We start from the raw sequence: 20,755 nt of genomic DNA, 5'->3' as shown, positions 1-20,755 counted from the left end.
ATAATGCCCCCATTTATACCCCCAACTGTGACTTGATTCCGGTTAAGTCCAGTTGATAACAGGAGATAAGACACAGGCCATAAACCACTGTATACGGGCTTTGTGTTGATTTCGATAGACTTGAGAAGCGTTTGAAATGGTGTCGATAATAGGAGTCGAACCTACGGCCTTCGCGTTACTAATGCGAGCAAACTCCAAAATGAGTACAATGATAAGTACATACAAAAATATGAATAAAATAAAACATTTATATCAATAAGATAACTGTTAAATCACGGTTCAACGTCTAATCCCTGACGATAAAATCCGCGCCACGGCGCGGATTTTTCATTTCAAAGCCTCGCAGGTTTTATAACTCGCGAGGTTTTAAATTATCTGAACGGCGCATCTAACGGAATTTCTGCGTCAGGCTCGTGGGTAATTCGGTTACGCAGATCGCGACGAATCATCTCAATTGCCCAGAACCAAAAAATATGGCCAAGCAGTTCGGAAATATATTCATCAGCCGGAATATTGAATAACGACGGCGTAAGTCCTAATAGCGGGAAAGATATCCAGTGAACCGCAATGGTGGCGACAATGCCGGCCCACACGCCCTGCCATAATTTAACTTTTGGGAATATCTCCGCCACCACGCAATAGCCAATCGCAAACACCAACGAGAAGATGATATGCGTGACCATCACCGGGTTGATGATATGCTCAGAAAAGGTGTAAACGGTATGCGTTGGGTCAATACCAAGATAGTCGCGTAGAAAGAGATAAGGAGGGTTGAATTCATCACGCCCGCCGGAAAATGTTCGCGGCGGCAGAGGCACTTCCGCCCCCCACTTAACGAATGCCGACATGATTCCGGCAATAACCCCAACCAATAAGGCGACGCCATAGCGACGCCGACCAGGTGCAGTCTGTACAAAAAAATCCTTAATTGCCATAAATCCCTCGCCATGAATAATATTGTTACAGCATTGCAATATTCTTTAAGTCTGCGCGGGTATGGCTTGATCAAGATCACACTTTTTGTTCAAAAGATAAACAAAGCTAATACTTTTATATTATCGCGGGGCATCAATTAATGCCCCGCGAGGCATTCTTTTAATCACGCCATCCCATTGCCGGCGCAACGTGCTTCAGAATAGACTCAATCACGTGAACGTTATAATCCACGCCCAGCTGATTCGGTACGGTCAGCAATAAGGTATCGGCTTCCGCGATCGCTTCATCCTGTTTCAGTTGCTCGACGAGCTTATCGGGTTCAGCGGCATAGCTGCGGCCGAAAATGGCGCGGGTTTTCTCATCAAGAAAACCAATACTATCGCTAGTATCCCGGCTGGAGCCGAAATACATCCGGTCGCGATCGTCCATCAGGGCAAAAATACTTCGGCTGACCGATACCCGCGGCGTACGCGTGTGCCCCGCCTCAGTCCAGGCCTGACGATAGGCGCGGATCTGTTTCGCCTGTTGAATATGGAATGGTTCGCCCGTCTCATCATCTTTCAGCGTCGAGCTTTGCAAGTTCATGCCGAGCTTCGCCGCCCACATCGCCGTAGCATTAGAGCCCGCGCCCCACCAGATACGCTCACGTAGTCCGGCGGAGTACGGCTCAAGACGCAGCAATCCCGGCGGGTTGGGGAACATCGGTTGCGGGTTAGGTTTAGCGAAACCTTCGCCGCGCAGCACGTCCAGCAGAACCTCAGTATGGCGCCGCGCCATGTCAGCGTCGGACTCGCCATCCTGCGGTTGAAAACCGAAATGACGCCAGCCATCAATCACCTGTTCCGGCGAACCCCGGCTGATGCCAAGCTGTAAACGACCACCGGCGATCAAATCTGCAGCGCCGGCATCCTCCGCCATATATAGCGGATTTTCATAGCGCATATCGATAACGCCGGTGCCGATCTCAATCTTCTTAGTTTTCGCGCCGATAGCGGCCAGTAGCGGGAACGGTGAACTGAGCTGGCGGGCGAAATGGTGAACCCGAAAATAGGCGCCGTCCGCGCCTAGCTCTTCGGCGGCAACGGCCAGATCGATGGATTGTAAGAGCGTGTCGGCAGCGGAACGGGTCGCCGACTGCGACGATGGCGTCCAGTGGCCAAATGACAAAAATCCAATCTTTTTCATGAGGATAGCCCCTGATTTCGGCAAAACATTCAGCAGACGCGGAGATAACGTTCCGCGTCTGCTTGTGGTTCTCCTACTCTACCCCTTAGCCAAAATGTATAAATGGCGTTTATTTAACAGAATAGTTCAAATAAATTGACCAAATATAACGAGAGTTATTTCTGCATCAGCGCAAAAACGCCCCAACCGAAATATTCCCGGGTAGAAGTGACATGGCGAAGCGGTGCGGCATTGAGCTCCGCACGGACCTCAACCGCAAATTCATCATCCGGATGCGCCTGCAGCCAACGGCGCATCGTCAGCCATTTAGCGGCTTCATAACGGTCCCACCCCTCGCGGTCAGCCAGCACCATCTCAACAATGTCATAGCCCAGTTCGCCAAAAGAGGCGACCAGCGCCGGAAGCGGCAACAAATCAGCCACCGCAGAAACGCCGCAGGCGCGCGCTTCTTCTTCTGTGGCGGGTACCTTACGCCACCAGGGCTCCCCGATAAGTAGCATACCGCCAGGCTTAAGGCTTCGGGCTAACTGCGCCACGGTTCCAGCGACGCCGCCGGCTATCCACGTCGCGCCGATACAGGCCGCCACATCGTATTGCCGTTCGGCAACGTAACCTGCCGCATCGCTATGGAGAAAAGTGACGCGATCGCTAACGCCAAGTGCTGCGGCGCGTTGTTTTGCCTGCGCGGTAAACAATGGGCTCATGTCAATGCCCAGACCGCCGATAGCATGGTCCCGCGCCCAGGTGCAGAGCATTTCGCCAGAACCGCTGCCAAGGTCGAGGATCTGCGCCCCCGCCTGCAGGCGAAGTACGCGGCCAAGCGTGGCATATTTTTCCGCCGTGAAGGGGTTATGGATACGATGTTCACTTTCGCTGATGGTAAAGATACGGGGGATATCGATTGTTGTGGTCATGCCACTCTCCTTAGCGGTTATCCGGTTGAGCGCGAACGTTATTCAGCCCGCTGGTGTTGATGCGGTACGGCTGGCCGTTAACGGATTTAATCAGTTTTTTAGTGCGGAGTTTTTTGAAAACGGCGAGCGTACAGTCGCTGAGCAGTAGTCCTTCGCGGCTATAGCACTCCACGGCGATGACGCGGCCTGAGGTATCGCGAATGTGCGCAATACGTCCGCCTTTCGCGAGAACGTGTAAGGTACGTTGTTCCTTACGGGATAAATTCATACTGGAAAACCTGTTTAATCATCATGTGCAAAACGTGCAAACACGCAGCGGTGCCCGCATTCGATTTCAGCGCATTGATAACCAGCCCGGCCTGAAAGGTCGGCAAACTGATTATCAGATGATTACATTCTCCAGCATCAAAGCCTCGGTAGAGTTGAAAGGTATTTACCAGCCGGATAATAACATCCAGTGACAGAAAGGATATTTATAAACGGGAAAATTGTGATCGATATCTGAAATTGCGCCCCCCGCTCCATGACGGAAGACGCACAATGACTAGCTTCAGCGTACTGACCCGGATTACCACATCAAATCATCAGGTACTTTAAAGTCAGCATACGGATCGTCTTCGTCCTCGGCTTCCTGGCTCAGGGCGCTGTTCAACACAATACTTTCGGCGTCGCGCTGGGCGATTTTATCCGCCACGCTGGCGGGAATAATCGCGTATTCGTATTTTCCGTTATTATCAACAGCAAGGCGGGCAATCGCCAGACGGCCGCTAATGAGCTGCGCCTGGGTGGTTTTATCCACATCAATGTTTTTGATGAGATTATTATCCGTAAAGTTAAAAGCGATCTGACCTTTCGCAATCGTGATTCGGTTCATTTCAATCAGCTGCTTAACCTGCGCTTTGTACTCTTTTGCTAAAGCCGCTTGCTTTTGCTGCTCGCTGAGCTGCTTGTCACGCTCAAGCTGGGCTTTTTTGTTTTCTTCAACGGCCTCGCGGGCTTCACGCGCCTGAACGCGTGACTTTTTCGCCGTTCTCTGAACCTTAGCCATCTTTTTACTGGTGACCAGACCCGCTTTCAGCATCTGTTCTTGTAAGGTAAGTTTTGTCATCGTCGTTTCTACAATCGTTTGAATTCTGCTTCGGATACGGTAAATCAGGATTAGACTTTAAGGAGCTTCACCGTGGCGTCGATGTCGATTTCATCTTCAGAGAAGATGAGCGTTGTGCCCTGAAAGGTAGTGATCGCCAACTTTTTCAGCGTGCGCATTTCGCCCGGCTTCACGCTCTCTTTCGGCTTGATGCTGTTCATCAGTAGTCCCACGGAGAGCACCGCATTTTCCTTGTCGATACGCGTATCGGCCGGCACTTCCTCACTGTATACCAGGTAAGACTTGATCGATGTCAGCTTCACACGCTCACCGGCAATATACAGATGTTTGCTTTCCGGGATGACTTTAACCGCGTAAGCCGAGAGACCTTTATTATTAGTCGTGGGCTCAAACGTGACCGCCGCGTCTTTCTTAATCAGATCCGGATTGGCGACCTTAATCACGTGAAAATAGCGGTTATCACCATTTTCATCTTTGATAAATCCGAAACCTTTATCTTTAAACCACGTTGTGATCGTACCGTTCATCGCCATTACCGCCTGATTAATCGTTTATCTACTCAATTTTGCAGCGCGCAGTTTAAAGCACAATGCCAGCATAGACCATGCCTTTGCTCTAAGTGTTGCCCGATATCGGCAATTGATCCTGGCTTTTGCCGAAAATTTGTATCATTAATGGGTAGGCTTCAATCAGGAGAATGCATGATGTCTAACTTTTCCTCCGTCGCGTTGCTAGGTCCTGGCGCTATTGGCACAACCATTGCCGCCGTGCTGCATGAAGCGGGCCGTAAACCGCTGCTCTGCGGACGCACCGCACATCAGCGATTGATTTTACGCCGGGAAGACGGCGAAACGATCCTTCCAGGGCCCGTATTGACCGATCCGCATACGCTGGAACGCCCGGTTGAGTTGCTGTTTGTGGCGGTGAAAACCACCCAGGTAGCGGATTGCGCGGGCTGGCTTAACGCGCTGTGTGATGAAAACACGGTGGTCTGCGCGCTACAGAACGGCGTTGAACAGGAAAGCCTGCTTGACCCCTATGTTAACGGCGCAAAGGTGTTGCCTTCGGTTGTCTGGTTTCCGGCACAACGAGAGGCGGATGCTTCGGTATGGTTACGTGCCAAACCGCGCCTGACGCTACCCGATACGCCGCAGGTGAAGAGGATAGTCGAGGTTCTCAACGGTACCCGCTGCGCGGTTGAGTTGACGGCAGATTTCACCTCGGTCGCCTGGCGGAAACTGCTGCAAAATGCCGTCGCTGGCCTGATGGTACTGGCGAATCGCCGCGCCGGGATGTTTTCGCGCCAGGACATCACCGGGTTGGCGCTGGCCTATCTACACGAGTGTCTGGCGGTGGCGCGCGCCGCAGGGGCGGTACTCGCCGATAGCGTGCCGCAGGAAATTGTTGATGGGTTTCATCAGGCGCCGGCGGATTTAAGCACCTCGATACTCGCCGACCGTCAGGCCAATCGTCCGCTGGAATGGGACATCCGTAACGGAGTCATACAACGCTATGGCCGAAGGTTGGGCGTTGCCACCCCCATCAGCGATGTCGTCGTGCCGCTGCTGGCGGCCGCAAGCGAGGGACCTGGCTAAGATTGCTTCAAAAAAATTACCGTATTTGTTATAGTGTTACTCACTGATTATTTACCTCTGCGGTGCCAAAAAGAACAAGATTCACCGCAACCCAGGATAAGAAAATGTTAGATTACCGCTTCCCGACAGCTTTGCAGATGGTTCTCAGCGTAGCGATGGCGGAGCAATTGGGTGAACGTTCGACGAGTGCGATTCTGGCCTACGGCCTGGAAGCCAACCCGAGCTTTATCCGTAAACTCATGGTTCCGCTCACTCGCGACGGTATCATCGTTTCCACGCTTGGCCGCAACGGCTCTATTCATCTTGGCCGCCCTGCCGACCAAATCACGCTGCGTGATATCTATCTTTCCGTTATTGAAGATAAAAAACTGTGGGCGTCTCGCCCTGACGTCCCGGCTCGCTGCGTGATTAGCGCCAACGCTTGCTGGTACTTTAAGTCCGTAGCCGATGAAGCCGAGCAGGCGTCGCTCGCGGTGTTAGCTCGCCACACCGTGGCAAGCGCCCTGGAAGAGGTCAAAAAAGCCGATACCAGCGGCTGCGATCCGCTGCCTGAGCTGACTGCCCGCTATAAAGAAGCGCATTAACTTTTCTTGTTGCGAAAAAAAACCGCCTTAAACGAAAAGGCGGTTTTTTGTTATTAGCAGCGACCTACGCGGGCAAGACGTCCCTTGCCTGTTTGCCACGCGTCACCAGTTTTCGCAGCGTCACATAAAACACCGGCGTCAGGAACAAGCCAAACAGCGTCACGCCGAGCATACCGGAGAACACCGTGATCCCGGTGACGCCGCGCACTTCAGCCCCCGCGCCGTGGCCAAGAATCAGCGGGATCGTCCCGGCAATAAAGGCAATCGAGGTCATGATAATCGGGCGTAAACGCAGGCGACAGGCTTCCAGCGCCGCTTCCATAATCCCTTTACCCTGAATTTCCAGTTCGCGGGCAAACTCGACAATCAGAATCGCGTTTTTACACGCCAGCCCCATCAGCACCACCAGCCCCACCTGCACAAATACGTTATTGTCGCCGCCGGTCAGCCAGACGCCAAACAGCGCGGAGAGCATGGTCATCGGGACGATAAGGATAACCGCCAGCGGTAGCGTCCAGCTTTCATACAGCGCCGCCAGCACCAGGAACGCCAGCAGGACCGCGACCGGGAAGACGATCAGCGCCGTATTGCCCTGCGTGGCCTGCTGGAAGCTGAGATCCGTCCACTCAATATTCATCCCGTTCGGCAGTATCTGCTTAGACATGGCCGCCAGCTGCGTCATCGCCTGCGTGGACGAGAGCACGCGGGGATCGGCATCGCCAATCAAATCCGCCGCCGGATAGCCATTGTAGCGAATCACCGGATCCGGCCCGTAGGTGGTATTAATATTCACCATACTGCCAATTGGCACCATTTCGCCCTGATTATTGCGGGTGCGTAAATTAGCGATATCTTCCACGCTGTCGCGGAACGGCCCATCGGCCTGCGCCATCACGCGCCAGGTACGCCCAAACTGGTTAAAATCATTCACATACGATGACCCCAGATAGGTTTGCAGCGTACCGAAAAGGTCGGTCAACGACACGCCCTGCGCTTTCGCTTTATCACGATCGACCTGCACATCCAGCTGCGGCACGTTCGCCTGGTAGGTCGAGATAGGGAAATGCATTCCCGGCGTCTGCATAATTGAACCCGACATCGCGTTCACCGCGTTTTGCAACGCGCCATAACCCAGACCGGCGCGATCCTGAATATACAACGAATAGCCGGAACCCTGACCCAGTCCTAAAATCGGCGGCGGCAGAATCGAGAAACCAAAGCCCTGCTGAATTTGCGCGATTTTGGCGTTAATCTCGGCGTTAATTTCCGCAGCGGTATGTTTTCGCTGGTCGAACGGTTTCAGACCAAAAAAGACCGTCCCGGTATTCGGCGTATTGGTGAACTGCAGGGCATTAAGCCCCGGAAAGGCCACCGCATAATCCACGCCTTCGGTATTCATACCGATTTCGCTCATTTTGCGGATCACCGCGTCGGTGCGCGCCAGTGAAGAGCCTTCCGGCATTTTCACGCCGCCAATTAAATACAGTTTATCCTGCGTCGGAATAAATCCGCCGGGTACGACTTTAAACATCACGCCAGCCGCGCAGAGCAGCAGGACGTAGACCACAAACACCGCGCCGCGTCGCCCGAGCGTTTTGCCCACCAGCCCCTGATAGCCGTTTGAGCTACGATGGAAAAAACGGTTAAACGGACGGAAAATCCAGCCGAACAAGCGATCGATAAGCCGGGTCGGGAAATCTTTCGCCGCACCGTGCGGTTTTAACAGCAGCGCAGCCAGCGCCGGCGAGAGCGTCAGCGAGTTGATGGCGGAGATCACCGTCGATATCGCAATCGTCACCGCAAACTGCTTGTAAAACTGTCCCGTTACCCCGGAGAGGAATGCCATCGGCACGAACACCGCGCACAACACCAGCGCGATAGCGATAATCGGCCCGGAGACTTCGCGCATCGCCTGATGCGCCGCCGCTAGCGGAGCCAGCCCCTCTTCAATGTTTCGTTCGACGTTTTCCACCACCACGATGGCATCATCCACGACGATACCGATCGCCAGTACCAGCCCAAACAGACTCAGGGTATTCAGCGAAAAGCCCAGCAGATAAAGAATGCTGAAGGTGCCCACCACCGATACCGGCACCGCAATCAGCGGAATAATCGATGCTCGCCACGTCTGCAGGAACAAAATCACCACCAGCACCACCAACACCACCGCTTCCAGCAGCGTTTGCACCACCGCGCGAATCGAATCACGCACAAACACCGTCGGATCGTACGGCGCCGCCCATTTCATATCTTCCGGGAAACGGGTGGAGAGTTCGTTCATTTTAGCGCGAACGGCGTTAGACAAATCGATAGCATTCGCCCCTGGCGACTGGAAAATACCAATCCCGACTGCGTCTTTATTGTTAAGCTGGGAACGTAACGCATAGCTACCCGAGCCCATTTCGATACGCGCCACGTCGCGCAGGCGCACCAGCGAACCGTCTTGCGCCGTTTTCAGAATAATATTGCCAAACTCTTCTTCCGTGTGCAGACGCCCCTGAGCGTTAATAGAGATCAAAAAATCGCTCTCTTTCGGCAGCGGCTCGGCGCCCAGCTGTCCGGCGGAAACCTGAACGTTTTGCTCCTGCATCGCCGTCACCACATCCGATGCGGTTAACCCGCGCGCCGCAACCTTATTGGGATCCAGCCAGATGCGCATCGCATATTCACCCGAGCCGAAAATCTGGATCTGCCCGACGCCGGGCAGACGCGCGAGTTCATCTTTGACTTTCAACGTGGCGTAGTTACGCATATACAGTGAATCGTACTTACCGCCGGGTGAAAACAGATGCACAACCAGCGTCAGGGTTGGCGATTGCTTCTGGGTAGTGATACCTAAACGCCGCACATCTTCCGGAAGACGCGCCTCGGCCTGTGATACCCGGTTTTGCACCTGAACCTGCGCCTGATCGGGGTCGGTTCCCGGACGGAAAGTGACGGTAGTTACCAGCACGCCGTCAGAGCCTGCGACGGATTTCATGTACATCATATTTTCGACGCCGTTGATGGCTTCTTCCAATGGCGTCGCCACGGTCTCCGCAATCACTTTCGGGTTGGCGCCGGGATATTCCGCCCGCACCTGCACGCTGGGCGGTACGACGTCAGGATATTCGCTGACCGGCAACAGCGGAATGGCGATCAAGCCGGTGATAAAAATCAAAATCGACAGCACGGCGGCAAAAATCGGCCTATCGATAAAAAAGCGGGAAAAGTCCATAGATCGGATTCTCAGATAAGGGATCAGTTGAGGGCGGCGCTGGTAGTCATGGCAACGTTCTTCGCGTTAACCGGCATCCCCGGCATAAACACTTTTTGTAAGCCATCGACGATAACTTTGTCGCCTGGGTTCAGCCCCTGCTTGACGATACGTAAACCGGCAGCCAGCCGCCCCGGCGCGATATCGCGACGCTGAGCTTTACCTTCTTTATCAACGATATAGACATATTTACGGTCCTGATCGGTCAGTACCGCTTTGTCGTCGATAAGCGTGGCTTTGAATTCAGCGCTGCCCGGCAAGCGGACGCGGGCAAAGAGTCCCGGCGTGAACAGACGCTGCGAATTGTCCAGCAGCGCGCGCATGCGGATCGTACCGGTGCTCGGCGTTAACTGATTATCCAGAAAATCCACTTTACCCTGATGAGGGTAGCCCTCTTCGCCCACAAGGCCGATCTCAACCGGTAATGCCTGGTGGCTGCTGGAGGCCCCTTGCCCCCTGCGGGCAAGATTTTGATAGTGAAGATAGGTAGACTCATCCACGTCAAAGTAGACGTAAACCGTTTTCTGCGACACCAGCGTGGTAAGAACGCTGGCGGTATCGCCGGCGGTGACCAGATTACCACTGGTGATTAACGCGCGGCTGGCGCGGCCGTCGATAGGCGCGGTCACTTTGGTGAAGTCCAGATTAAGCTGCGCGGCATCAACCGCCGCCTGCGCGGCGCGAATATCCGCTTGCGCCTGGACCGCGGCGGAGCGGCGCTGCTCCCACTCTTCCCGGGATACCAGGTTGGTATTGATTAATTTATCGGTGCGGTTTGCTTCACTGCGCGCCAGGCTGGCTTGCGTTTTCGCTCTTGCCAGGCTTGCCTGCGCCTGTTCCAGCGCGGCGCGATAGGTTCGATCGTCAATGGTGAATAACACCTCCCCCTTCTTCACCTCCTGACCGTCGGTGTAATTCACTTTATCAATGTAGCCAGAGACGCGGGGACGTAGCTGCACGCTTTCCACCGCCTCAATCCGGCCATTAAAGCTATCCCACTGACTAATGGATTTCACCACCACCTCAGCGGCGCTGACGGCAGGCGCTTGCGGCGCGGCGTTTTGCGCGACGCCTTCATCGCAGCCGGCGAGCAGCGCCGAGAGTAGCACCATACCTACTGCAGTCAGATGACGTTTTCCCCAGGTTTTTTGCAGGCTCATTATTTTTATTCCGGTAATTGTCGCCGCCGGGCAAGACGCTGCGGGAGACGCCGCGCCACTTCCTTTGTCCGGGCAGGCTTGAGGCCATTTGTGTCGTTCATCGCCACAAAACTGTAACAGTTGCGAATACACTATCGCGGCGATTGTAGGAAGGCGCTTAACTAAGTGCAAGAATAATTGTTGCACTTTCTGTGCTATTCCTCTGGCTGTAGAAAGGCCTGTTTACGGCAAGGAATTAATTGCAACAATAAAACTTGCAATTAATGCCAAAACGAGCCACCTTTAAATGCAACAATTAAAGGTGCTTTTATAATTACGTGGAGCGCAAGATGAATACTGCTGCGGTAATTCATGATCTACTCGATTGGATCGACAATAATCTCGAGAGCCGTCTGGATATCGAGACCGTTGCCAGGCGCGCGGGCTATTCGAAATGGCACCTGCAGCGGATCTTCAAGGAGCACACCGGTTACCCTCTCGCTGAATATATTCGCATGCATAAGCTGCAAAGATCGGTCGAGCGCTTAGCCAACAGCGACGAGCCCATTTTAAACGTAGCGATAGCGCTGGGTTTCGACTCCCAGCAATCTTTTAACCGCAGCTTCAAACGCCAGTATGGTCAGGCGCCCGGCGCCTGGCGACGAAGCGTCTCCGGCTCTCAAACGCCACCACTGCGCTTACCGTCGTGATAATCGTCCTCAGGGAATCGGTGAGCGAACGGTAGAAGCACCTATGTTTAGCAGCTATCAGGGCGTAGCGCCTACCGTTATGATTGGCCCATACCAAACAAACAAGGACGCGTTACCATGCTGAACAAATCGCCGTTGGTGTTGTTATTGTTCCCTTTACTGCTGGCAGGCTGTCATCATCCTCAGCCCACGCCGCGCGCGGCGGCGAGCGCCACCGAAGTAGACGACCTTTTCGCCAGCCTCCCTTCGGCGAAGCCATCAAGTCGGGCTACCTACGCGTATCAGATAATGACCGCCGTCAAAGCCAAAATGCCTGATTCCGTGGAGTATCCCGGGCAAACCTGTCGTATTCGTTTGTCGCTGCAGCGTGATGGCACCGTAAATTCCGCTACCGTGGAAAAGGGTGATGAAGAACTATGCAACACTGTTGTAGCCGCATTTATGCAAGCAGACATTCCCGCCGCGCCGGATGATGACGCTTATCAGACGTTTAAAAATACGAGTATCGATTTTAAAGCATAAGACTAGCGCTTTATTACCAGCGCCACGGCATTCAACCGGCCGTCATCCGTAGTATATTAGAAGCAATCTCGGTTATCAGGTAATTGCAATGTCTTACTCCATCGGCGAATTTTCCCGTCTTTGCGGCATCAACGCAACCACGCTGCGGGCCTGGCAACGCCGGTACGGCCTGCTTAAACCCGAGCGCACCGATGGAGGCCACCGCCTCTATAACGATAACGATGTCAGCTGGCGCTGAAAATTCTCGACTGGGTAAAAAAAGGTGTTCCCGTAAGCCAGGTCAAACCGCTGTTGACCCGCCCTGATAGCGGCCCAGGCAATAACTGGCTTGTCCTGCAGGACAACATGCTGCAGCGGCTGAAAGAGGGAAAAATCGAATCCCTGCGCCAGCTGATTTACGACGCCGGTCGGGAATATCCCCGCCCTGAGCTGGTTACCAACGTATTGCGCCCGTTACGCAGTAAGGTATCGGCTAATGTGCCGGCGATGCAGACCCTGCGTGAGCTCCTCGACGGTATTATCATCTCCTACACCTCCTTTTGTCTTGAAGGCGATAAACGCGCGCCGGGCGATAACTCTCTGATTACCGGCTGGCACCTGAGCGACCCATGTGAAATCTGGCTGGAAGCGCTCATGCGCACCGGACAAGGTCATCGCATTGATGTGCTGCCGATGCCGCCCACCGCGCTGGCCCCGGAAATATTCCCTCAACGCCGCTGGTTACTGGTGACCTCGGGCCAGCTCACCGCCGCACGCCAGAGGCAGATAGACCTCTGGCGCCAGCACGTTGCCTCTCTGGACGTTATCTCGCTGTAAAAAAAGCTTTGCACCTGTGCGCCATGTTCTCCGCTAAAAAAGCACACCAAAAACTTGGACAAAAAATCATGATTGTGTAAGTTTAATATATCGGGTCGAACGCTTTTGCGGGACGGCTCATCCAGTGAGAACAAAGCGAGGAGTACGCCATGAATAAGCAACCTGTCATTGGCATCAGCGGCTGTTTAACCGGCTCGTCCGTGCGCTTTGATGGCGGACATAAACGATCGCCATTTGCGATGGATGAACTGGCGTCGTGGGTAACCTTCAAACCCATTTGTCCGGAAATGGCCATCGGCCTGGGCTCTCCTCGACCGGCCCTGCGCCTGGTGCAGACCGGCGCAGGTGAGATTCAGATGCGTTTTAGCAGCGAGCCGCACGACGATGTCACGGGCAAAATGGCGGACTTTACCGCCGGTTACCTGCCTGGGCTTGGCGAATTAGCGGGTTTTATCGTCTGTGCCAAATCACCGAGCTGCGGTATGGAACGCGTGCGCCTGTATGATGAAAAAGGCAACCGCGGGCGCAAAGAAGGAACCGGCCTGTTTACCCACGCGTTGATGGAAGCCTATCCGTGGTTGCCGGTAGAAGAGGATGGACGACTGCACGACCCGCAGTTAAGAGAGAATTTTGTCGAGCGTCTTTTCGCCCTGCATGAACTGAATACGCTGCGGGCCAATGGCCTGACCCGTCGGGCGTTAATGGATTTTCATAGCCGCTATAAACTGCAGTTGCTGGCGCATCATCAGGCCGGCTATCGAGAAATTGGCCCTTTCGTCGCGTCGATGCATCAATGGCAAGACCTGGATGCCTTTTTCGTCGCCTACCGCGATAAGCTGATGGCGATCCTGAAAAATACCGCCTCCAGGAAAAACCACACCAATGTGCTGATGCATATTCAGGGCTATTTCCGCGAACGGTTGAATAGCCGTCAGCGCGGCGAGCTGCGTGACGTGATACTGCATTATCGCGCGGGGCTGCTCCCTATTCTGGCGCCCCTGACGCTGCTTAAGCACTACCTGGCCGAATATCCCGACCGCTATCTGCAGACGCAGAACTATTTTGATCCCTACCCGCAGGATTTAGCCCTGCGTCTGGGCGTCAATTAGCAGCCAGGCTATGCGCATTACGACGAAGCGTAGCTACTTCTTCTTGTTCATCATGGCTTTTAAATCGGCAAAAGGATTGTAGGTGGCTTCACCGACATCCTTTTGAGCATCTTCACCGGCCACCACTCTTGTACCGTACTGGTCGGCCTCAGTGTACTTGGAATGCTCGTGATCGTGACAATACAGACACAATAGTTCCCAGTTGCTGCCATCTTCCGGGTTATTGGTATGATCGTGATCGATGTGATGTACCGTCAATTCACGCAGGTTGGAGTAGACAAACTCGCGCGAGCAGCGTCCGCAGACCCATGGATAAATTTTAAGCGCCTTCTCGCGATAGCCACTTTCCAGGCGGGCATAGTTTTTAGGGATCAAAGCCATGGCAGATGTTACCTGTGATAAAGAGATAATTTACGATAATAGCGCCAATATAGCGTAAAACGGAGCAGGAAAGGAAATCGATGCGCAGACGTGAGCAGTAGCTAAATCCCGGCGTGGCGCCGGGAAGAGGATTATTAATGGCTGGTCACTGCCGCCGCCGCGACCGGATGATCCGCTGAAGCGACAACCGTGGTACGCGCAACTGGGTGGCGACCGTTATCGCTGGTTGCCGCCGCCACCGCCACCGGATGGTCAGCCGAAGCGACAGCCGCGGTGCGCGCCACCGGATGGTTACCGTTATCGCCGGTTGCCGCCGCTACCGCCACCGGATGATCGGCTGAGGCTACGGCTGCGGTCCTTGCGACCGGATGGTAACCCGCGAAGGCAGAAATACTCGCTGATGCTAATACCAGGGTCAGAATAATCTTTTTCATAATATCACCTCTAATAATAATAACCTGAAAAAACCAGGCAAAATATGGCAATAAATAAAGCCAATGGATGATTTACCGTAGCAAGCGGCTGCGGGCATGAATAGCTCACAGTTATTTAATTATGGATAACCCGGTACAAAGCAAATAAAAACGGGAGCCCTTAGGCTCCCGTTTCGCATTAATCCAGAAAGCTGGATTACATGTTTTTAATGATCGCGTCGCCAAACTCGCTACATTTCAGCAGCTTAGCGCCTTCCATCAGACGTTCGAAGTCATAGGTCACGGTCTTAGCGGCGATAGCGCCTTCCATGCCTTTAACGATCAGGTCTGCGGCTTCAAACCACTGCATGTGACGCAGCATCATTTCTGCAGACAGGATGATGGAACCTGGGTTCACTTTGTCCTGGCCGGCATACTTCGGGGCAGTACCGTGGGTAGCTTCGAACAGCGCGCACTCGTCGCCAATGTTGGCGCCCGGCGCGATACCGATACCGCCAACCTGCGCCGCAAGGGCGTCAGAGATATAGTCGCCGTTCAGGTTCATACAGGCGATAACATCGTATTCAGCCGGACGCAGCAGGATTTGCTGCAGGAACGCATCGGCGATCACGTCTTTAACCACGATCTCTTTGCCGGTGTTCGGGTTCTTGATTTTCACCCACGGGCCGCCGTCGATCAGCTCACCGCCGAACTCTTCGCGAGCCAGCTGGTAACCCCAGTCTTTGAACGCGCCTTCGGTGAACTTCATGATGTTGCCTTTGTGCACCAGGGTCACGGAATCACGATCGTTGGTGATCGCGTATTCGATAGCGGCGCGTACCAGGCGTTTGGTACCTTCTTCAGAGCACGGCTTGATGCCGATACCGCAATGTTCCGGGAAGCGAATTTTCTTCACGCCCATCTCATCGCGCAGGAATTTGATAACTTTGTCAGCTTCGGCAGAATCTGCTTTCCACTCGATACCCGCATAAATATCTTCGGAGTTTTCGCGGAAGATAACCATATCGGTCAGTTCCGGGTGTTTAACCGGGCTCGGGGTACCCTGATAGTAACGTACCGGACGCAGGCAAACGTAGAGATCCAGCTCCTGACGCAGCGCCACGTTCAGAGAACGGATGCCGCCGCCAACTGGCGTCGTCAGAGGACCTTTAATAGCAACGCGGTAATCACGAATCAGATCGAGGGTTTCAGCAGGCAGCCAGACATCCTGGCCGTAAACGTGGGTAGATTTTTCACCGGTGTAAACTTCCATCCAGGAAATTTTACGCTCGCCTTTATAGGCTTTCTCAACGGCGGCATCAACCACTTTCAGCATCGCTGGGGTAACGTCGACACCGATACCGTCGCCTTCAATGAACGGGATAATCGGGTTATGAGGGACGTTCAGTTTGCCGTTTTGCAGGGTGATTTTCTGACCTTCCGCCGGAACTACTACTTTGCTTTCCATTAACCTCTCCTTCGAGCGCTTCTGGTTCTGCTCTTCCCTCTTCACGCGAGCCTGGTGTTGGCTTAGTCGGCCTACTCCTGAGTACCGGGTCGCCCCGCTAACCGGAGATTCGCGTCCGTGTTGCCTTCCTGCCTGTATTGCGAATCGGTTTGAGCAATTTTTTGTTAATAATTTGTAATGAGCATGTCAATACTACCTGAATGTTTGCGTCCATGAAAGGCATTCGTAATTAGGCTATAATGCGGCAATTGAGAGAGCCTGAAAATACCATGCAGAAAACTTCATTTAGAAAACATCGCGTTGAGCGATTCAGCACACAACAAGTGACCAGACAACGTAAAGAACGCCAGCTTAAAACTGTGATCTTGTTCAATAAACCCTACGATGTGTTGCCGCAATTTACCGACGAGTCCGGGCGCAGCACGCTGAAGGATTTTATTCCTGTCGCCGGTGTTTACGCCGCCGGTCGTCTTGACCGCGACAGCGAAGGTCTGCTGGTGCTGACCAACGACGGCGCGCTACAGGCAAAACTGACCCAGCCCGGTAAGCGCACCGGCAAAATTTACTACGTTCAGGTGGAAGGCGAACCTACAGAAGAAGCGATCCGCGCACTGCGCGACGGAGTGACGCTAAACGATGGACCCACCCTACCCGCCGGCGTGGAGCTGGTGGATGAACCCGCCTGGCTTTGGCCGCGCAATCCGCCGATTCGCGAGCGTAAATCGATTCCCACTCGCTGGCTAAAAATCACCCTCTATGAGGGACGCAACCGTCAGGTTCGCCGGATGACCGCCCACGTCGGTTTTCCGACGCTAAGGCTGATTCGCTACGCCATGGGCGGCTATACGCTTGATGGTTTAGCCAACGGCGAGTGGCGTCAAACCGAATAACAGCATTCATAAGGAAGCTCGATGTTTAAACCGCACGTCACCGTCGCCTGCGTGGTTCACGCCAAAGGCAAATTCCTGGTTGTTGAAGAGACGATTAACGGCAAAGCGCTATGGAACCAGCCAGCCGGTCATCTCGAAGCCAATGAGACCCTGGCGCAGGCCGCCGAGCGCGAACTGTGGGAGGAGACCGGTATTCGCGCCGCGCCGCAGCACTTCATCCGCATGCATCAGTGGCAGGCCCCGGATAACACGCCGTTCCTGCGCTTCCTGTTTGCCATTGAGCTTAACGATACGTGCGCTACTGAACCGCACGACAGCGACATCGATCGCTGTCTGTGGCTCGGTGCTGAGGAAATTCTTAACGCGAAAAACCTGCGCTCGCCGCTGGTGGCGGAAAGCATTCGCAGCTATCAGCAGGATCAGCGGCATCCGCTGTCGCTGATTGCGGAATTTAACTGGCCGTTCACAGGGGGTGCCTGAACGGTTAGCGCGTGCTAGAATACGCCGCCTTGAAGTTCAATGTGGTGAGTATTCCAATGTCAGAAAGTCCAAAAAAAGTGATCGTCGGCATGTCCGGCGGCGTCGATTCCTCTGTTTCCGCCTACCTGTTGCAACAGCAAGGGTATAAGGTGGAAGGCCTGTTCATGAAGAACTGGGAGGAAGACGACGGTGAGGAATACTGCACCGCCGCTGCCGACCTCGCCGACGCGCAAGCCGTCTGCGATAAGCTCGGTATTGAACTGCATACCGTCAACTTTGCCGCAGAATACTGGGATAACGTCTTTGAGCTGTTCCTCGAAGAGTATAAAGCCGGCCGTACGCCGAACCCGGATATCCTGTGCAACAAAGAGATCAAATTCAAAGCCTTCCTTGAGTTCGCCGCAGAAGATCTCGGCGCTGACTACATCGCCACCGGTCACTACGTGCGCCGCGCCGATGTCAACGGCAAAAGCCAACTGTTGCGCGGGCTCGACGGCAATAAAGACCAGAGCTATTTCCTCTACACCCTCAGCCACGAACAAATCGCGCAAAGTTTGTTCCCGGTCGGTGAGCTGGAAAAGCCGCAGGTGCGCAAAATCGCCGAAGAGCTGGATCTGATCACCGCGAAGAAAAAAGACTCTACCGGCATCTGCTTTATCGGCGAGCGTAAATTCCGCGACTTCCTGGGCCGCTATCTGCCTGCGCAGCCGGGCAAAATCATCACCGTCGATGGCGATGAGATAGGCGAACACCAGGGGCTGATGTATCACACCCTCGGACAGCGTAAAGGGCTCGGCATCGGCGGCACCAAAGAAGGTAGCGAAGATCCATGGTACGTGGTCGATAAAGACGTGGAAAACAACGTGCTGATTGTCGCCCAGGGTCACGATCACCCGCGTCTGATGTCCGTCGGCCTGATTGCCCAGCAGTTACACTGGGTCGATCGTCAGCCGCTGCAGGGCACCCTTCGCTGTACGGTAAAAACCCGCTACCGCCAGACCGACATCCCCTGCACCGTGAAGGCGCTGGATGACGACCGCATCGAAGTTATCTTTGATGAACCCGTCGCCGCCGTGACGCCGGGACAGTCGGCTGTTTTCTATAGCGGCGAAGTGTGCCTCGGCGGCGGAATTATCGAACAGCGCCTGCCGCTGGTATCCTGATCGACCATTTTCCGCCGGACGCCTGATTAACGCCCGGCGGGTTACAAGGAGTAAGCGTGGCGAAGAATTATTATGACATCACTCTGGCGTTGGCGGGCGTATGCCAGGCAGCGCGGCTGGTTCAGCAACTGGCGCATCAGGGGCATTGCGACAGCGACGCCCTGCACGTTTCGCTGAACAGCATCATCGATCTCGACCCGGATTCAACGCTGGCGGTATTCGGTGGTAGTGAAGCCAATCTTCGTCTCGGGCTTGAGACTCTGCTCGGCGTGCTGAATACCAGCAGCCGTCAGGGCCTCAACGCGGAACTCACCCGCTACACATTGAGCCTGATGGTGCTGGAACGTAAACTCGCCGCCAGCAAAGGGGCGATGGATACTCTCGGCAACCGCATCGGCGGCCTGCGCCGTCAGTTAGAACATTTTGATCTACAGTCTGAAACGCTGCTCAGCGCGATGGCTGGCATTTACGTTGACGTCATCAGCCCGCTGGGGCCGCGCATTCAGGTCACCGGTTCTCCTGCCGTGCTGCAAAGCCCGCAGGTTCAGGCGAAGGTACGCTCTACCCTGCTCGCCGGCATTCGTTCCGCCGTGCTCTGGCATCAGGTTGGCGGCGGACGTCTGCAGCTCATGTTTTCTCGCAATCGTCTGGTTAACCAGGCAAAACAAATTCTTGCTCATTTAACCCCGGAGTTATGATTTATGGAATTATCCTCACTGACCGCCGTTTCCCCCGTAGACGGCCGCTACGGCGATAAAGTCAGCGCGCTGCGCGGTATCTTCAGCGAATTCGGTTTGCTGAAATTCCGTGTACAGGTAGAAGTCCGCTGGCTGCAAAAACTGGCCGCGCACGCAGCGATCAAGGAAGTTCCTGCTTTTGCTGCCGACGCAAACGGTTTCCTTGATAAAATCGTTGCCGACTTCAGCGTAGAGGACGCGGAGCGTATCAAAACCATCGAACGCACCACCAACCACGACGTGAAAGCGGTAGAATATTTCCTCAAGGAAAAAGTCGCCGATATCGCCGAACTGCACGCAGTGTCAGAATTCATTCACTTCGCCTGTACTTCTGAAGACATCAACAACCTGTCGCACGCGCTGATGCTGAAAACCGCCCGTGACGAAGTGGTGCTGCCGTACTGGCGCAAGCTGATTGACGCGATTAAAGATCTGGCGACCCAATACCGTGACGTGCCGCTGCTTTCTCGTACCCACGGTCAACCGGCGACCCCGTCCACCATGGGCAAAGAGATGGCCAACGTCGCCTACCGTATGGAGCGCCAGTACCGTCAGCTGAACCAGGTGGAAATCCTCGGTAAAATCAACGGCGCGGTCGGTAACTACAACGCCCACATCGCCGCCTACCCGGAAGTTGACTGGCATCAGTTCAGTGAAGAGTTCGTTACCTCGCTGGGAATTCAGTGGAACCCGTACACCACCCAGATCGAGCCGCACGACTACATCGCCGAGCTGTTTGATTGCATCGCGCGCTTCAATACTATCCTGATCGATTTCGATCGCGATGTGTGGGGCTACATTGCGCTCAACCACTTCAAACAGAAAACCATCGCGGGCGAAATCGGCTCTTCAACCATGCCGCATAAAGTGAACCCGATTGACTTCGAAAACTCCGAAGGCAACCTCGGCCTGGCGAACGCCGTCATGCAGCACCTGGCCAGCAAACTCCCGGTTTCCCGCTGGCAGCGCGACCTGACCGACTCCACCGTGCTGCGTAACCTCGGCGTGGGCATCGGCTATGCGCTGATCGCTTACCAATCCACCCTGAAAGGCGTGAGCAAACTGGAGCTGAACCAGGATCGTCTGCTGGACGAACTGGATCACAACTGGGAAGTGCTGGCTGAGCCGATCCAGACCGTCATGCGCCGCTACGGTATCGAAAAACCGTACGAGAAGCTGAAAGAGCTGACCCGCGGTAAGCGCGTCGACGCCGAAGGCATGCAGCAGTTCATCGACGGCCTGCCGCTGCCGGAAGCAGAAAAAATCCGCCTGAAGGCGATGACTCCGGCTAACTACATCGGTCGCGCGACCACCATGGTCGACGAGCTGAAGTAACCAGCCTGACTCAG

Annotated in this window: 22 protein-coding genes and 1 pseudogene; 12 read left to right on the top strand and 11 right to left on the bottom strand. The window is 54.4% G+C overall.

Annotated features, from left to right (window positions below; all coding sequences use genetic code 11):
* Positions 1 to 371 precede the first annotated feature (371 nt).
* The 4 genes from PGQ95_RS09080 to PGQ95_RS09065 form a co-directional block, all read right to left on the bottom strand.
* A complete protein-coding gene (locus PGQ95_RS09080) occupies positions 372 to 935 on the bottom strand; it encodes a YagU family protein (protein ID WP_045393784.1) in 564 nt (187 codons plus the stop codon).
* A 160-nt stretch (positions 936 to 1,095) separates the two neighbouring features.
* Entirely contained in the window at positions 1,096 to 2,121 is a 1,026-nt protein-coding gene (locus tag PGQ95_RS09075; RefSeq protein ID WP_430917797.1) for an LLM class flavin-dependent oxidoreductase, read from the bottom strand.
* A gap of 155 nt (positions 2,122 to 2,276) precedes the next feature.
* A complete protein-coding gene (locus PGQ95_RS09070; protein WP_430917795.1) occupies positions 2,277 to 3,035 on the bottom strand; it encodes an SAM-dependent methyltransferase in 759 nt (252 codons plus the stop codon).
* A gap of 10 nt (positions 3,036 to 3,045) precedes the next feature.
* Complete coding sequence (locus PGQ95_RS09065) at positions 3,046 to 3,303, bottom strand: YjhX family toxin (RefSeq protein ID WP_430917793.1); 258 nt, start codon at positions 3,301 to 3,303, stop codon at positions 3,046 to 3,048.
* 34 nt (positions 3,304 to 3,337) lie between these two features.
* On the opposite strand from PGQ95_RS09065, the gene PGQ95_RS09060 reads away from it, so the two are divergent.
* Complete coding sequence (locus tag PGQ95_RS09060; RefSeq protein WP_316424555.1) at positions 3,338 to 3,496, top strand: hypothetical protein; 159 nt, start codon at positions 3,338 to 3,340, stop codon at positions 3,494 to 3,496.
* A 107-nt stretch (positions 3,497 to 3,603) separates the two neighbouring features.
* Here PGQ95_RS09060 and PGQ95_RS09055 read toward each other — a convergent pair whose 3' ends face one another.
* Together PGQ95_RS09055 and PGQ95_RS09050 are read right to left on the bottom strand one after the other, a co-directional pair.
* Positions 3,604 to 4,143 (bottom strand): DUF2058 domain-containing protein, encoded by a 540-nt coding sequence (locus PGQ95_RS09055; protein ID WP_045375126.1) that lies wholly within the window; start codon positions 4,141 to 4,143, stop codon positions 3,604 to 3,606.
* Positions 4,144 to 4,193: 50 nt separating this feature from the next.
* Positions 4,194 to 4,676, bottom strand: coding sequence for a cold-shock protein (locus PGQ95_RS09050; protein ID WP_113374177.1), 483 nt, complete (start codon positions 4,674 to 4,676; stop codon positions 4,194 to 4,196).
* A 171-nt stretch (positions 4,677 to 4,847) separates the two neighbouring features.
* Here PGQ95_RS09050 and PGQ95_RS09045 point away from each other — a divergent pair, with 171 nt between their 5' ends.
* Positions 4,848 to 5,738: an oxidoreductase gene (locus PGQ95_RS09045; protein WP_430918043.1), complete on the top strand. Its 891-nt coding sequence runs from the start codon at positions 4,848 to 4,850 to the stop codon at positions 5,736 to 5,738.
* Positions 5,739 to 5,842: 104 nt separating this feature from the next.
* Positions 5,843 to 6,322 carry an RrF2 family transcriptional regulator gene (locus tag PGQ95_RS09040; RefSeq protein ID WP_042892257.1) on the top strand — a complete coding sequence of 160 codons (480 nt, stop codon included), beginning with the start codon at positions 5,843 to 5,845 and terminating at the stop codon, positions 6,320 to 6,322.
* A 64-nt stretch (positions 6,323 to 6,386) separates the two neighbouring features.
* On the opposite strand, the gene oqxB is transcribed toward PGQ95_RS09040, so the two are convergent.
* Together oqxB and PGQ95_RS09030 are read right to left on the bottom strand one after the other, a co-directional pair.
* Complete coding sequence (oqxB, locus tag PGQ95_RS09035) at positions 6,387 to 9,539, bottom strand: multidrug efflux RND transporter permease subunit OqxB (protein WP_430917790.1); 3,153 nt, start codon at positions 9,537 to 9,539, stop codon at positions 6,387 to 6,389.
* 23 nt (positions 9,540 to 9,562) lie between these two features.
* Positions 9,563 to 10,738 carry an efflux RND transporter periplasmic adaptor subunit gene (locus PGQ95_RS09030; protein WP_213793788.1) on the bottom strand — a complete coding sequence of 392 codons (1,176 nt, stop codon included), beginning with the start codon at positions 10,736 to 10,738 and terminating at the stop codon, positions 9,563 to 9,565.
* Positions 10,739 to 11,067: 329 nt separating this feature from the next.
* Between PGQ95_RS09030 and PGQ95_RS09025 the strand changes: the two genes are divergently transcribed.
* The 4 genes and pseudogenes from PGQ95_RS09025 (at position 11,068) to PGQ95_RS09010 (ending at position 13,874) form a co-directional block, all read left to right on the top strand.
* Positions 11,068 to 11,427, top strand: coding sequence for a helix-turn-helix domain-containing protein (locus PGQ95_RS09025; RefSeq protein WP_045393772.1), 360 nt, complete (start codon positions 11,068 to 11,070; stop codon positions 11,425 to 11,427).
* A gap of 117 nt (positions 11,428 to 11,544) precedes the next feature.
* Positions 11,545 to 11,949: a cell envelope integrity protein TolA gene (gene tolA / locus PGQ95_RS09020; RefSeq protein ID WP_271031897.1), complete on the top strand. Its 405-nt coding sequence runs from the start codon at positions 11,545 to 11,547 to the stop codon at positions 11,947 to 11,949.
* 88 nt (positions 11,950 to 12,037) lie between these two features.
* Positions 12,038 to 12,765, top strand: a pseudogene (locus tag PGQ95_RS09015) (MerR family transcriptional regulator).
* A 149-nt stretch (positions 12,766 to 12,914) separates the two neighbouring features.
* Positions 12,915 to 13,874, top strand: a complete 960-nt coding sequence (locus PGQ95_RS09010) for a YbgA family protein (RefSeq protein ID WP_430917787.1) — start codon at positions 12,915 to 12,917, stop codon at positions 13,872 to 13,874.
* A 33-nt stretch (positions 13,875 to 13,907) separates the two neighbouring features.
* Here PGQ95_RS09010 and yajD read toward each other — a convergent pair whose 3' ends face one another.
* The 3 genes from yajD to icd form a co-directional block, all read right to left on the bottom strand.
* Positions 13,908 to 14,255, bottom strand: a complete 348-nt coding sequence (gene yajD, locus PGQ95_RS09005; protein WP_015367133.1) for an HNH nuclease YajD — start codon at positions 14,253 to 14,255, stop codon at positions 13,908 to 13,910.
* A 134-nt stretch (positions 14,256 to 14,389) separates the two neighbouring features.
* Positions 14,390 to 14,689 (bottom strand): hypothetical protein, encoded by a 300-nt coding sequence (locus PGQ95_RS09000; protein WP_113374181.1) that lies wholly within the window; start codon positions 14,687 to 14,689, stop codon positions 14,390 to 14,392.
* A gap of 196 nt (positions 14,690 to 14,885) precedes the next feature.
* Positions 14,886 to 16,136 carry an NADP-dependent isocitrate dehydrogenase gene (gene icd / locus PGQ95_RS08995; protein ID WP_015705065.1) on the bottom strand — a complete coding sequence of 417 codons (1,251 nt, stop codon included), beginning with the start codon at positions 16,134 to 16,136 and terminating at the stop codon, positions 14,886 to 14,888.
* 239 nt (positions 16,137 to 16,375) lie between these two features.
* On the opposite strand from icd, the gene rluE reads away from it, so the two are divergent.
* Genes rluE through purB form a run of 5 tightly spaced genes read left to right on the top strand, consistent with a single transcriptional unit; the run spans position 16,376 to position 20,741 of the window.
* Entirely contained in the window at positions 16,376 to 17,026 is a 651-nt protein-coding gene (gene rluE, locus PGQ95_RS08990) for a 23S rRNA pseudouridine(2457) synthase RluE (RefSeq protein ID WP_045393759.1), read from the top strand.
* A gap of 21 nt (positions 17,027 to 17,047) precedes the next feature.
* Complete coding sequence (locus tag PGQ95_RS08985) at positions 17,048 to 17,506, top strand: NUDIX hydrolase (RefSeq protein ID WP_430917785.1); 459 nt, start codon at positions 17,048 to 17,050, stop codon at positions 17,504 to 17,506.
* A gap of 56 nt (positions 17,507 to 17,562) precedes the next feature.
* Positions 17,563 to 18,669 carry a tRNA 2-thiouridine(34) synthase MnmA gene (mnmA, locus tag PGQ95_RS08980; RefSeq protein WP_045393753.1) on the top strand — a complete coding sequence of 369 codons (1,107 nt, stop codon included), beginning with the start codon at positions 17,563 to 17,565 and terminating at the stop codon, positions 18,667 to 18,669.
* Positions 18,670 to 18,725: 56 nt separating this feature from the next.
* On the top strand, positions 18,726 to 19,367 hold the full coding sequence (gene hflD, locus PGQ95_RS08975; protein WP_015367144.1) for a high frequency lysogenization protein HflD: 642 nt from the start codon (positions 18,726 to 18,728) through the stop codon (positions 19,365 to 19,367).
* Between the two features lie 3 nt (positions 19,368 to 19,370).
* Positions 19,371 to 20,741, top strand: a complete 1,371-nt coding sequence (purB, locus tag PGQ95_RS08970; protein WP_045375095.1) for an adenylosuccinate lyase — start codon at positions 19,371 to 19,373, stop codon at positions 20,739 to 20,741.
* The last annotated feature ends 14 nt before the right edge of the window (positions 20,742 to 20,755 follow it).

This window comes from Klebsiella sp. 141240, assembly GCF_050600805.1.
Classification (GTDB): Bacteria; Pseudomonadota; Gammaproteobacteria; order Enterobacterales; family Enterobacteriaceae; genus Klebsiella; species Klebsiella aerogenes.
This window is presented reverse-complemented; position numbering and strand designations above follow the sequence as displayed.

Bases quoted from the DNA above. Each gene is read 5' to 3' on its own strand.
- purB (WP_045375095.1), top strand. From the start codon at position 19,371: ATGGAATTATCCTCACTGACCGCCGTTTCCCCCGTAGACGGCCGCTAC.
- PGQ95_RS09040 (WP_042892257.1), top strand. From the start codon at position 5,843: ATGTTAGATTACCGCTTCCCGACAGCTTTGCAGATGGTTCTCAGCGTA.
- PGQ95_RS09055 (WP_045375126.1), bottom strand. From the start codon at position 4,143: ATGACAAAACTTACCTTACAAGAACAGATGCTGAAAGCGGGTCTGGTC.
- yajD (WP_015367133.1), bottom strand. From the start codon at position 14,255: ATGGCTTTGATCCCTAAAAACTATGCCCGCCTGGAAAGTGGCTATCGC.
- rluE (WP_045393759.1), top strand. From the start codon at position 16,376: ATGCGGCAATTGAGAGAGCCTGAAAATACCATGCAGAAAACTTCATTT.
- tolA (WP_271031897.1), top strand. From the start codon at position 11,545: ATGCTGAACAAATCGCCGTTGGTGTTGTTATTGTTCCCTTTACTGCTG.
- PGQ95_RS09050 (WP_113374177.1), bottom strand. From the start codon at position 4,676: ATGGCGATGAACGGTACGATCACAACGTGGTTTAAAGATAAAGGTTTC.
- PGQ95_RS09075 (WP_430917797.1), bottom strand. From the start codon at position 2,121: ATGAAAAAGATTGGATTTTTGTCATTTGGCCACTGGACGCCATCGTCG.
- PGQ95_RS09080 (WP_045393784.1), bottom strand. From the start codon at position 935: ATGGCAATTAAGGATTTTTTTGTACAGACTGCACCTGGTCGGCGTCGC.
- PGQ95_RS08985 (WP_430917785.1), top strand. From the start codon at position 17,048: ATGTTTAAACCGCACGTCACCGTCGCCTGCGTGGTTCACGCCAAAGGC.
- PGQ95_RS09070 (WP_430917795.1), bottom strand. From the start codon at position 3,035: ATGACCACAACAATCGATATCCCCCGTATCTTTACCATCAGCGAAAGT.
- mnmA (WP_045393753.1), top strand. From the start codon at position 17,563: ATGTCAGAAAGTCCAAAAAAAGTGATCGTCGGCATGTCCGGCGGCGTC.
- PGQ95_RS09045 (WP_430918043.1), top strand. From the start codon at position 4,848: ATGTCTAACTTTTCCTCCGTCGCGTTGCTAGGTCCTGGCGCTATTGGC.
- icd (WP_015705065.1), bottom strand. From the start codon at position 16,136: ATGGAAAGCAAAGTAGTAGTTCCGGCGGAAGGTCAGAAAATCACCCTG.
- PGQ95_RS09025 (WP_045393772.1), top strand. From the start codon at position 11,068: ATGAATACTGCTGCGGTAATTCATGATCTACTCGATTGGATCGACAAT.
- PGQ95_RS09010 (WP_430917787.1), top strand. From the start codon at position 12,915: ATGAATAAGCAACCTGTCATTGGCATCAGCGGCTGTTTAACCGGCTCG.
- PGQ95_RS09030 (WP_213793788.1), bottom strand. From the start codon at position 10,738: ATGAGCCTGCAAAAAACCTGGGGAAAACGTCATCTGACTGCAGTAGGT.
- PGQ95_RS09065 (WP_430917793.1), bottom strand. From the start codon at position 3,303: ATGAATTTATCCCGTAAGGAACAACGTACCTTACACGTTCTCGCGAAA.
- PGQ95_RS09000 (WP_113374181.1), bottom strand. From the start codon at position 14,689: ATGAAAAAGATTATTCTGACCCTGGTATTAGCATCAGCGAGTATTTCT.
- oqxB (WP_430917790.1), bottom strand. From the start codon at position 9,539: ATGGACTTTTCCCGCTTTTTTATCGATAGGCCGATTTTTGCCGCCGTG.